Origin of the sequence: Lachnoclostridium sp. An181, assembly GCF_002160325.1 — a bacterium.
In the GTDB taxonomy this organism is placed as follows: domain Bacteria; phylum Bacillota; class Clostridia; order Lachnospirales; family Lachnospiraceae; genus An181.
On record NZ_NFKJ01000015.1, the window covers coordinates 75,535 to 87,030 of the forward strand.

The 11,496-nt window shown below is 45.0% G+C and carries 11 protein-coding genes; 9 read left to right on the forward strand and 2 right to left on the reverse strand.

From position 1 onward, the window contains the following. Window positions 1-17 precede the first annotated feature (17 nt). Window positions 18-1,364, reverse strand: a complete 1,347-nt coding sequence (locus B5F18_RS09855) for a TrkH family potassium uptake protein (RefSeq protein WP_087157506.1) — start codon at window positions 1,362-1,364, stop codon at window positions 18-20. A gap of 346 nt (window positions 1,365-1,710) precedes the next feature. Between B5F18_RS09855 and B5F18_RS09860 the strand changes: the two genes are divergently transcribed. The 7 genes from B5F18_RS09860 (at window position 1,711) to B5F18_RS09890 (ending at window position 9,789) form a co-directional block, all read left to right on the forward strand. Then, on the forward strand, window positions 1,711-2,709 hold the full coding sequence (locus B5F18_RS09860; protein WP_087157495.1) for a FecCD family ABC transporter permease: 999 nt from the start codon (window positions 1,711-1,713) through the stop codon (window positions 2,707-2,709). Continuing rightward, window positions 2,699-3,481, forward strand: a complete 783-nt coding sequence (locus B5F18_RS09865) for an ABC transporter ATP-binding protein (RefSeq protein WP_087157496.1) — start codon at window positions 2,699-2,701, stop codon at window positions 3,479-3,481. Before B5F18_RS09860 ends, B5F18_RS09865 begins: the two co-directional genes overlap by 11 nt. A 27-nt stretch (window positions 3,482-3,508) precedes the next feature. Next, window positions 3,509-5,245, forward strand: a complete 1,737-nt coding sequence (locus B5F18_RS09870; RefSeq protein ID WP_087157497.1) for an ABC transporter ATP-binding protein/permease — start codon at window positions 3,509-3,511, stop codon at window positions 5,243-5,245. Then, window positions 5,242-6,936: an amino acid ABC transporter ATP-binding/permease protein gene (locus tag B5F18_RS09875; protein WP_087157498.1), complete on the forward strand. Its 1,695-nt coding sequence runs from the start codon at window positions 5,242-5,244 to the stop codon at window positions 6,934-6,936. Before B5F18_RS09870 ends, B5F18_RS09875 begins: the two co-directional genes overlap by 4 nt. A gap of 142 nt (window positions 6,937-7,078) precedes the next feature. After that, window positions 7,079-7,996, forward strand: a complete 918-nt coding sequence (locus tag B5F18_RS09880; RefSeq protein ID WP_087157499.1) for a Cof-type HAD-IIB family hydrolase — start codon at window positions 7,079-7,081, stop codon at window positions 7,994-7,996. 193 nt (window positions 7,997-8,189) lie between these two features. After that, window positions 8,190-8,990: a protein-ADP-ribose hydrolase gene (locus B5F18_RS09885; RefSeq protein WP_087157500.1), complete on the forward strand. Its 801-nt coding sequence runs from the start codon at window positions 8,190-8,192 to the stop codon at window positions 8,988-8,990. Next, window positions 8,914-9,789, forward strand: a complete 876-nt coding sequence (locus B5F18_RS09890; protein ID WP_204217104.1) for an SIR2 family NAD-dependent protein deacylase — start codon at window positions 8,914-8,916, stop codon at window positions 9,787-9,789. The genes B5F18_RS09885 and B5F18_RS09890 overlap by 77 nt, the downstream gene beginning before the upstream one ends. 102 nt (window positions 9,790-9,891) lie before the next feature. Here B5F18_RS09890 and B5F18_RS09895 read toward each other — a convergent pair whose 3' ends face one another. Further along, on the reverse strand, window positions 9,892-10,224 hold the full coding sequence (locus B5F18_RS09895) for a winged helix-turn-helix transcriptional regulator (RefSeq protein WP_087157501.1): 333 nt from the start codon (window positions 10,222-10,224) through the stop codon (window positions 9,892-9,894). A gap of 204 nt (window positions 10,225-10,428) precedes the next feature. On the opposite strand from B5F18_RS09895, the gene B5F18_RS09900 reads away from it, so the two are divergent. Both B5F18_RS09900 and B5F18_RS09905 read left to right on the forward strand, forming a co-directional pair. Beyond that, window positions 10,429-10,719, forward strand: coding sequence for a hypothetical protein (locus B5F18_RS09900; RefSeq protein WP_330394153.1), 291 nt, complete (start codon window positions 10,429-10,431; stop codon window positions 10,717-10,719). A gap of 183 nt (window positions 10,720-10,902) precedes the next feature. Then, window positions 10,903-11,247 carry a TIGR04076 family protein gene (locus B5F18_RS09905; RefSeq protein WP_087157502.1) on the forward strand — a complete coding sequence of 115 codons (345 nt, stop codon included), beginning with the start codon at window positions 10,903-10,905 and terminating at the stop codon, window positions 11,245-11,247. Window positions 11,248-11,496: the final 249 nt, after the last annotated feature.

The window sequence follows — 11,496 nt, forward strand, 5'->3', positions numbered from 1 at the left end:
TCGTCTCTCCTTTAAAATTATCCAACTGTGATCTTTTCCTGCGGCAATTGCGCCGGGGAAGGCATGTGGCCTGCTGTGACTGCGTAGATCATCGTCAGTCCTCCGACACGGCCAAAATACATCAAAAGAATCAAAATGATGTGGGAGATGTCACTCAAATCTCTTGTGATCCCTACGGTGAGTCCAACCGTACCGATCGCTGAGGCGCTTTCAAAAAGCGCGGATGAGAGCGATACTCCGTCAATACAGCTGATGATCGTGCCTCCTGTCAGAAAGAGCACTAGGTACAGTGTGAAGATCGAAACTCCGCTGCGCAGCACTTCAGGCGGAATTCTTCGGCCAAACCCCTGGATGCTTTCTTTTTTCTGAATAACAGAACGGATGCAGAGCACCAGCATCGCAAGCGTAGTGGTCTTAAATCCACCGGCAGTGGAACCAGGCGAGCCGCCTATGAGCATCAGGCAAATGGAAATAAGAATACTGGAAGACTGCATAGCTGCATAATCCACAGAGTTAAATCCTGCTGTTCTTGGTGTCACAGACTGGAACATTGACGCAAGAATGCGTTCTTTTGTGCTCAAATCTGCCCACTGTGGCTGGTTAAATTCATAAAAGAAGAAATAAATGGCAGGAAGAAGGAGCAAGAGAAAGGTTGTCAAAACAACAATCTTTGTCTGCAGTCTGTATGTATGCACACGCCATTTTTTTTCTTTGATGTCTTTCCAGACAAAGAATCCAAGTCCGCCGGCAACGATCAAAAACATGATCGTACCCGTGACGATCGGATTGCCCACATAAGAGACAAGAGAGGAGTATTCTCCTCTGTGTCCCATCAGATCAAATCCCGCATTGCAGAATGCAGAGACAGAATGAAAGATGGAAAACCACAGTCCTTTACGGAACCCATATTCGGGCAAAAACTGGATGGCCAAAACAATTGCTCCAAGCAGTTCCAGTACAAAAGTTGCCTTCAGGATGAAACTTGTCAGCCTGACAATACCGCTCACCTGCGGGGCTGAGATGGATTCCTGCATGACAAAACGTTCCCGAAAACCAATCTTTCGTTTGGTGAATAAAGCGATTGCCAGTGCGGTTGTAATGACGCCAAGCCCGCCAATCTGGATCAGCAGTAAGATAACACTCTGGCCAAAGAAAGACCAATGCGTGTACGTGTCAAATACGACCAGACCAGTCACACAAGTAGCTGATGTGGCTGTAAACAGACAGTCCAGAAAAGGAGTGAAGGTGCCGTCCTTACTTGAAATGGGCAGCATCAACAGCACAGCGCCAGACAAAATGATGAATAAAAATCCAAGAATGATAATCTGTGCCGGTGTAATCCGGCGCATTCTCCATGATCCCATGATAAACCCTCTTTTTCTAAATCCTTTATAAAATTTTATATATACAAACAGGATGAGATTTCCCTCATCCATGCCCCTTCATATTAACAGCAAATGCATCAATTGTCTATAGTAGAATTGTTGAATTTCAGAAATAATTTACAGCGAAAAATTGTGGAATAAGTGGTTGTTTTTGGGGGCTTTGTTTTGGCGGGATTGTTTTATTTTTGAGGAAGATTTGAAGATAGAAAATCGGCTGTTGACACGGCCGGGTGAGATGTGTTATTAATAATGTGCCAGAAAATTAGCGTAAACTAACTTATGGAGATAAACAGTAAGTGAATATACATATGGAAGGAGACAAGGGATGGAAAAAAGAGGAAAAACCGTAAAGAGAGTGGTCCCTTTTGCTGTCATTGTGCTGTTGCTGGGTAGCTTGTTTTTTGTGGCAGCAAACACAGGTAGTTTAAAGGTAGGTTTCGGGGAATTGATGCGGGGGCTGTTTGTAGAGTTTGACAGCGATGTGGCGACCGTTTATGATCTGCGATTTCCGCGCATTGTGATCTCTATGCTGGCAGGGGCAGCGGTGGCTGTATCCGGAGCGCTGTTTCAGGCTGTTTTAAAAAATCCGTTGGCAGACCCTGGGATCATTGGGATTTCCAGTGGGGCAAGTTTTGCGGCTGTGGTGATCACAGCGGCGGCGCCACAGGTTTATTTCTTTCTTCCCCTAGCCGCATTCCTTGGAGGTATTTTTGCATTTCTGCTCGTGTACGGCCTTTCCTGGAAAGGAGGATTAAGTCCGCTGCGCATCATCTTGGTGGGCGTGGCAGTAAACGCTATGTTTACAGGACTGTCAAGTGTACTCAATTCCATGGGAGGAGGAGAAGTGACAGGGGTTGCATCGATCGTGAACGGAAATATTTCCCTGAAGACATGGGACGATGTGGGGACCCTCTTTCCATATGTGACCGCCGGTCTTTTGCTTGCAGTCATTTTTGCGGGAAGATGCAATGTTTTGGCGCTTGAGGACAAGACGGCAAGAGGGATTGGCGTCAATGTCAATGTGCTGCGCATTGTCATCTCCGTGATCGCGGTGCTGCTTGCAAGTATTTCCACAGCCATTGTAGGGGCAGTCAGTTTCCTTGGGCTTATCGTGCCGCACATCGGAAGAATCCTTGTGGGGAGTGATAACCGGGTGCTTTTGCCGTTTTCTATGCTGTTTGGGGCATTTACTTTTCTTCTTGCCGATACGATAGGGAGGACGATCGCTTCCCCGTATGAAGTGGCAGCATCGGTCATTATGAGTGTGGTCGGTGGACCATTTTTTATCATTTTGCTTAGGAGGTCGAAGAAGTATGCAAACTAAAAACAGACCAGTCATGGAAGTTTCGGGAGTTTCCTTTTCTTATGGAACAAACCAGGTTTTAAATGAAGTTTCTTTTGCGATCGAGGAGAACAAAATAACGACGATCATGGGAGCGAACGGGTGTGGGAAATCCACGCTGTTTTCTCTGATGACGAAAAACCGGACGCCGGATCAAGGGCAGATTATGCTTTGTGGAAAAAATATTCAATCCATTGGATTAAAAGAGTTTGCAAAGCAGGTTTCCATTGTACATCAGTATAATACCTCCAGCGATGACATCACAGTGGAGCAGCTGATCGCCTTCGGAAGAACGCCGTATTTGAGATTGATGAAAGGGAAAAGTGAGGAGGATGAAAAGCTGATCGGGTGGGCCATGGATGTGACCAATGTCCGCAAATATAAAGACAAAGAAGTGGGAAAGCTCTCCGGCGGGCAAAGACAGAGAGTGTGGATAGCCATGGCGCTTGCTCAGAATACAAAGATCTTGTTTTTGGATGAGCCCACGACTTACCTTGATATCCGCTATCAGGTAGAAATTTTAAATCTGGTACGAAAATTAAACCGGGAGTATGGGATCACCATCATCATGGTGCTCCACGATATCAACCAGGCTATTCATTTTTCTGACAGGATCATCGGATTAAGAGGAGGATATGTGGAAATAGAAGGGAACCCACAGGATGTAATTTCGGGGGAAAGCATCCAGGCCTTGTATGGCATCAGTCTTGAGGTTGCCAAAATAGATGGCCGGAAATTTGTGCTGACCGTATAGATAATACATAATGGAAGGAATAAAAAAATGATCAAAAAACGTTTACTTACTCTTCTTTCCCATGGAAAGAAGTATATTTTTTATAATGTGCTGTGGCAGTGGATTGCCCTGCTTTTTCAGATTGCCGTCATTTTTTCTGCGGCAGGTCTTCTGGAAAAGGCAGCCTTTGGAAATGTACGGGCAAAAGATGTGGGTGTCACACTTGCGGTTGTTCTGGCTGCACTTGTCATGCGATTTGTGTGCGACAAAATGGCGGCAAGAGCATCTTATCATGCGAGTGTGGATGTAAAGCGTACGCTGCGGGAAAAAATTTACGAGAAGTTGCTGCGCCTTGGAACTTCCTACCGGGAGCAGACAGCCACGTCTGCGGTTGTGCAGATGGCAGCAGAAGGGGTGGAGCAGCTGGAGGTCTATTTTGGCAAATACCTTCCACAGCTATTTTACAGTCTGTTGGCGCCGGTCACATTGTTTGTTGTGCTTTCCTTTGTAAGTTTTAAGGCAAGCATTGTGCTGCTCATCTGTGTGCCGCTCATCCCGGTTTCCATAGTGCTTGTCCAGAAGATCGCGAAAAGACTTTTAAACAAATACTGGGGAATTTACACTGGGCTTGGAGATCATTTTCTGGAAAATCTGCAGGGGCTTACCACTTTAAAAATCTATCAGGCAGACGGAGAAAAGGAAAAAAAGATGGATGAAGAGGCAGAGGAATTCCGAAAAGTGACCATGAAAGTCCTGACCATGCAGCTCAACTCTGCAAGTGTGATGGATATTGTGGCGTACGGCGGCGCAGCCATCGGAATGATCGTTGTGGTGAGCGAATATCTCAAAGGAAACGTAAGTCTGTGTGGCACACTTTCCATCGTACTTTTGGCATCTGAGTTTTTTATCCCGCTGCGTCTTTTGGGCTCCTTTTTTCACATTGCCATGAATGGAATGGCTGCCAGCGATAAGATCTTTGGACTTCTGGACATGCCGGAACCGGATAAAGGGACAAAATATGCGCCGAAAAAAGATGTGGGGATCTGTCTTGAGAATGTAAGATTTTCCTATGAAAAAGACAGGGAAATCTTAAGAGGGATATCCATGGACATTGAGCCTGGAAGTCTTGTATCCCTGGCAGGCACGTCCGGCTGTGGAAAAAGTACCATCGCAGCACTTTTGATGGGGAGAAACAAAGGATACGAAGGCAGTATAAGGCTGGCTGGAGTGGAACTTTCTTCTATAAAAGAGGAGGCGCTTATGGACACCATCACGATAGTGAGCCACAACAGTTATCTTTTTAAAGGGACTGTGGAAGAAAATCTTCGCATGGGAAAGCCGGATGCCACGGTGGCGGAGATGGAAGAGGTACTGAAAAAGGTAAACCTCTTTGCGTTTTTAAAGGAGCAGGACGGGCTTAAGACAAAGGTACAGGAAAAGGGCAGCAATTTTTCCGGAGGACAGTGCCAAAGGCTTGCGCTTGCGAGAGCTCTCCTTCACAATACTCCGGTTTATATTTTCGACGAGGCATCCTCCAATATTGATGTGGAGAGTGAAGAGATGATCATGGATGTCATCAGAAAGATGTCAGGGGAGAAGACTGTGATCGTGATTTCCCACAGACTGGCAAACAGTGTGGGGGCGGACGCCATCTTTATGATGAAGGATGGAAAGATCAAGGAAAAAGGAAACCACACATATTTAATGGAAAGAGAAGGAATCTATCATCAACTGTTTGAAAGCCAGAGAAAACTGGAAGAGTATGGAAAGGAGGCGGGAAGATGAGAAAGAGACGAAGCGGGATCAAAATCATGGCAAGCCTGATCGGACTGATCCGTCCTTTGATCGGAAGGATGGCAGCAGCTATCACGCTTGGAGTTTTGGGATATCTTTGCGCGATTTTCCTCACTATACTGGCCTCCGCCACGATTGCCAAGGGGTGGGCCGCGCAGGCGGGCCAGACACAGGTTTTGGAAGAAGGGCTTTTGGCCGTTCCAATAAAAACGATCTTTGTGCTCCTTGTCGTGCTTGCAGTTTTGAGGGGCATACTTCACTACGCGGAACAGTACTGCAATCATTATATTGCATTTAAATTGCTGGCTATGATCCGGCACAAAGTATTTGCCGCACTTAGAAAACTCTGCCCTGCAAAACTGGAGGGACGAGATAAAGGAAATCTGATCTCCATCATCACAACGGACATAGAACTTCTGGAAGTGTTCTATGCACATACAGTCTCTCCGATCGCGATTGGATTTTTGACTTCTCTTATTATGGTGCTGTTTATCGGACATTACCATGTATATGCAGGAATTCTTGCATTTGCAGGCTATGCGGTTGTAGGTGTGGCCCTTCCCCTCTGGAATGGAAGGCGCGGAGGAGACAAAGGGATGGAGTTTCGCAGCCGTTTCGGGGAGCTGAACAGTTTTGTTTTGGACTCTCTTCGCGGGCTTTACGAGACGATCCAGTACGGGCAGGGAGAACACCGAAAAAAAGAGATGAATGAGCGCTTCGAAAAACTTGGAAACCTGCAGAAAGATTTGAGCAAAATGGAGGCATTTACAAGAGGGATCACCAATTTTGTGATACTGATGTTCTCCTTTCTCATGCTGTTTTTGATGTTGTACCTAAAAGCAAAAGGACAGGTAGGGTTTGAGGCTGTGCTGCTCTCCACCGTGTCCATGATGGGATCTTTTGGCCCGGTGGTGGCTTTATCCAACCTTTCTAACAATTTAAACCAGACACTTGCCAGCGGGGAGAGAGTTCTTTCCATTTTGGAGGAAACACCGGCTGTGGAAGAGGTGAAGGGAAAAGAGGAGGTTGCGTTTGAAGGAGCAAGGTGCGAGCATGTGACGTTTGCATACGAGGATGAGACGATACTGAAAGATTATTCTATTGAGCTTTTAAAGGGAAAGATCATCGGCATCCATGGTGCAAGCGGTTCCGGAAAATCCACGCTCTTAAAACTGCTCATGCGTTTCTGGGATGCGGATAAGGGAACGATCTCCATATCAGGGAAACAGATCAAAGAGCTGAATACTTCCAATTTAAGGAAGATGGAATCTTATGTGACGCAGGAGACATACCTGTTCCACGATTCCTTGGCAAACAACATTGCAATCGGAAAACCGGGCGCGTCCAGGGAGGAGATTGTGGAAGCAGCGAAAAAGGCATCCATTCATGACTTTATCATGACACTGCCGCAAGGGTATGACACAAAGGCAGGAGAACTTGGGGACACGCTCTCAGGAGGCGAGCGCCAGAGGATAGGAATTGCAAGAGCTTTTCTTCACGATGCACCCTTCCTTCTTCTGGACGAGCCAACGAGCAATCTGGATTCTTTAAATGAAGGGATGATATTAAAAGCATTGAAGGATTCCTGCGGCAAAAAGACAGTCGTGCTTGTGTCACACCGCAAGTCCACCATGAATCTGGCGGATGTTATCTTCCCTATGGACAATGGACGGATGTCCTAATGTATGTGATTCCTGTTTTGGAAAACAGATAAGACAAGGTGACAGAAAAAAGAATCTAGCGTATAATGACAAGGGGTGTTGGCAGGACAAGGCTGGCAGCCCTTTTCACATGGAAAGAGGATATTTGTAAGAGGTGGAAAAAATGATTCGAGTGATAGCAAGTGATTTGGACGGAACGCTTTTAGGAAATGACCACAAAGTGGCCAAGGAGACATTGCAGGCAATCTACAAGGCCCAGGATGCGGGAATCCGGTTTATGGTGGCATCCGGGAGAAGTTTTTTCGGGGCAGTGGAGGCTTTAAAAGGGACGGATTTTACCTGCGATTATATCGTGGGCAGCGGGGCGCAGATTAGGGACGCGAACAGAGAGGTCATAGAAAAAAACTTGATCCCTGCGCCACTGTGCAAAAAAGTATATGAGCAAATCCGAAAGTTTCCGGTTTCCATCATTTTTTGTACAGATAAATATGAATACCGCATTGGTACGCCAGAGGAGATTGAAGAGAGCATGCGGCTGCAGTGTGTGCTGTTTTATGAGAACGTGAAACTTAAGGAAGTTCCGGGAACAGATTTATACAGGCGTATCAAGGCAAACACGAAAGTCCTGGAGCGGTATGAAGTGCTTGAGGAAGAGAAGATTGAAGTTGACAAAATATTCGTGTTCTCTAAAGACGTGGAAATGCTCTCAAAAATGAGAGAGAAACTGGAGAAAGATTCTGAAATTGCAGTTGCGTCTTCTTTTATCACCAATCTTGAGATCACAAGTGTCAAGGCTCAGAAAGGGCCTGTCATAAAATCTTACATTGAGTCTTTGGGATACAAGATGGAGGAAGTGATGGTACTTGGCGACAGCCTGAACGATCATTCCATGATTTCCATGGATTTTGGCGCGACCGTTGCCATGGAAAACGCTTTGCCGGAAATCAAAAAGGCGGCAAAATATGTGACAAAGTCCAATGAAGAATTTGGGGTAGCCTGGGCCATAGAAAAGGTACTGGACGGAACGCTGGATGCAATGATGCAGCAGGAGAGTCCGGATAGGCCTGTATTTTTAAAATAGATCAGAAAAAGAGCGGGGAAGATCTTCCTTTATTGAAAGGGGACTTGCCTGCTTTTTTTATATATGGATTAGGAAATTTCTCACCTGTTTTGCTTTATTGGTTACCGAAAAGTAAGTATCCGCCTTTAAAGTGCGTACTTGAAAAAAGGAAAAAAGATTATAAAATGACAGATAGAAGTAAGGAGGGTGCAGCGTGAATCAGAGTGAGAGAAGACAGTATTTGATCCGGGAATTGCTGGGGGAAGATCCCCGCTTTGCAGGAATCTGCATTCCGGGAAACGTGGATGAACAGAAACAATTGCTGCGCGCATTGATGAATGTGCGGATGCCAAAAGAAATATCAAGGGAATTCCTTATGGTGCAGGATGCGTATTTAACTGTTTCTGCAAAAGAAAAAGGAGTCGTGGAATTATCAGATCTTACACCAGTGCAGCCTGGGATCTATCTGTGGAAAGGGGACATCACAAGATTAAAAGTGGACGCGATCGTAAATGCGGCAAACAGTGAAATGACAGGGTGTTATCATCCAAACCACGGATGTATTGACAATTGTATTCACACATATGCAGGTGTGCAGCTGCGCCTGAAATGCGCAAAGATCATGGAACAGCAGGGCACTTTGGAACCTGCAGGACAGGCAAAAATAACGCCGGGGTATAACCTGCCTGCCAGGTATGTGATCCATACAGTGGGACCTATTGTGAATGGAAGGGTGACAGAACGCGACGAGGACCTTCTGGCGTCCTGCTATCTTTTCAGTCTGAAACTTGCCAGGGAAAAAGGACTGAGAAACATTGCTTTTTGCTGCATTTCAACAGGAGTATTTCATTTTCCAAATGACAGGGCCGCAAAAATAGCGGTGCAAACCGTCAAAGAATACAGGGAAAAGGAAAAGTATGATATAGAGGTGATATTTAATGTTTTTAAAGAAATCGATGAGGACATATACAAAAGATTACTTAAAACAGGTTCAAGCGCTGAAAGACGAGATTGAAAATGCGGATGCTATTGTGATCGGAGCAGGTGCGGGAATGTCAACGTCAGCCGGAATGATCTACGATGGGGAACGTTTTCATAAGTATTTTCAGGATTTCATCAATCAGTATGGATTTGAGGACATGTACTCCGGAGGGTTTTATCCTTTTGACACGTTAGAAGAGTACTGGGCATACTGGAGCCGGTACATCTATATCAACCGCTATATGGATGCGCCAAAGCCGGTCTATGAAAATCTGTTGAGACTCGTAGAGGACAAGGATTATTTTGTTCTTACCACAAATGTGGATCATTGTTTTCAAAAAGCAGGATTTGACAAACACAGGCTGTTTTATACACAGGGGGATTATGGATTGTGGCAGTGCAGTGTGCCGTGCCACCAGAAAACATATGATAATAAGGAAATCGTGCTAAGGATGGTGGAAGAGCAAAAAGATGGCAGAGTGCCGACAGAGCTGATCCCGCATTGCCCGGTCTGCGGCAGGCCAATGACTATGAATCTTCGGGCCGACAGTACTTTTGTGGAAGATGAAGGATGGCATATTGCCTCAGAGCGGTACACAGAGTTTCTGTGCAGACATAAAAATGGGAAAGTACTGTTCCTGGAATTTGGAACCGGAATAAATACACCGGGCATCATAAAGTTTAGTTTCTGGCGTATGGTATACGATTGGCCGGATGCCCTTTATGCATGTATAAACTTAAAAGAAGCGTATGCGCCGGAGGAGATCAGGAAAAAGTCGATCTGCATTTGGGCGGATATCGGAGAAGTATTGGAGCGGATGGGGCATGAATGATCACAATGACAACCGACTTTATAGGCTGCTGCGCATTAAGACCGCATAAAGCAAATGAATATGAAATCGGCGTTCATCTAGGGCAGAGTATTGGGGGCAGGCTTACAGCCTGTTCCTATCTCCCCACTCACACATACTATCCAAAATAGGAATCAACGACTTTCCCCGCTCTGTCAAACTGTACTCTACTTTTGGAGGGATCTGAGGGTATTCTTCCCGATGGACAAGCTGGTCAGATTCTAATTCTTTTAATGTGGAGCTAAGCGTCTTATAGGAAATCTTCCCAATATATTTTTTTATTTCATTGAATCGTACCACCCCAAACTCCATCAATGTATAAAGAATCGTCATCTTATATTTTCCATTGATCAGCGATAAAGTATAGCTAAAACCAGTAGTACTAAGGCACTCATTTGATATGCATCTCTCACTCATTTTACACTCTCCTTTAGGTAAGTACTTAACATGATTGTAAGTATCGCACTTTAATGTGCGTACTAGTTTTTTGTTTTATTCTTGCTATGATTATAATATCAATAAAAAGAAAAGTCAATTCAGAAGGAAATGGAGGAATCTTTATGAGTAAGAAAATTGTGATTCTGAATGGAAGTCCAAGAAAAAACGGAAACACCTCTACACTTGTCAAAGCGTTTACTGTGCGGCCAGATCAGAACTGCCATTGACCGCCTGTTCGCTCTGGAGGAAGGCGACGGAAATCTCCTTAGAGGACACGACAGGGCGTCAGCACTTTTGATGGCAGCGGAAGGACATGGATTTGAAGATGTGGTTCTATACTACGAACATCTAATGGAGCATTTGCGGTGGAAAAATCTCGGTCATGTTCTTGCCGGTGGAAACGGCGATGTGGGGGATATTACAGGAAAACCGGAACTTCAAAAAGCGTATGAACTTGGAAAATCGATTCAATAAATTACAGGAAGGATAGTACAGAGGGTAAAAATAGTTTTTGGTCAGGAACCGTTGTGAAAAAAGTCACTTATTGCGGCTTTCTTCTGCATGTTCTCCTCCTAAAATCAAGTAAGCTATGGTAGAATAAGCGTAGGAACAGGCCTCTGAGGAATTTTATGGACGGAAAGGAGAATGTTATTTATCATGAAAAAAGTAAAAATTACTGTGTTGAAAACAACTTTAGACAAAGAACTGGCTTTGGAGTATGGTGTGGAGGGATTAACGGCCTGTCCGATGATGAAAGAAGGGCAGACATTTTATGCGGATTACGCAAAGCCGGAAGGGTTATGTGATGAGGCATGGAAGGCGATTTATCAATATGTTTTTGCACTGGCTCACGGAGCGGGCAACGAGTTGTTTTATTATGGAGACTGGATCCGCAAACCTGGAGTTGCGATCTGCAGCTGTAATGACGGACTGCGGCCGGTTATTTTTAAGTTGGAGGCCACGGAGAATGAGGCGAAGATGGAGTATGTGCCGGTGAGGTGAGAAAGGGAAGTGACGAGATTTGTAGAAAATATGGGTAGGTAAAAGTGAAGGGCTAATCTTAATCTATTGTCTGATTAGCAAGGCGTAACGCAATAACAAAGATACACCTTGCTATTATTTTACGAAAATACCCATAAAGCAATCCTCCTCGTATAATAAGTTTGTAAGCATAAAACAGCTTACAGACTTATTCTTTTTTGATTAGACAGAAGGATAATTCTAAACATCCTTTCAGAAGAGGCTTCTTCC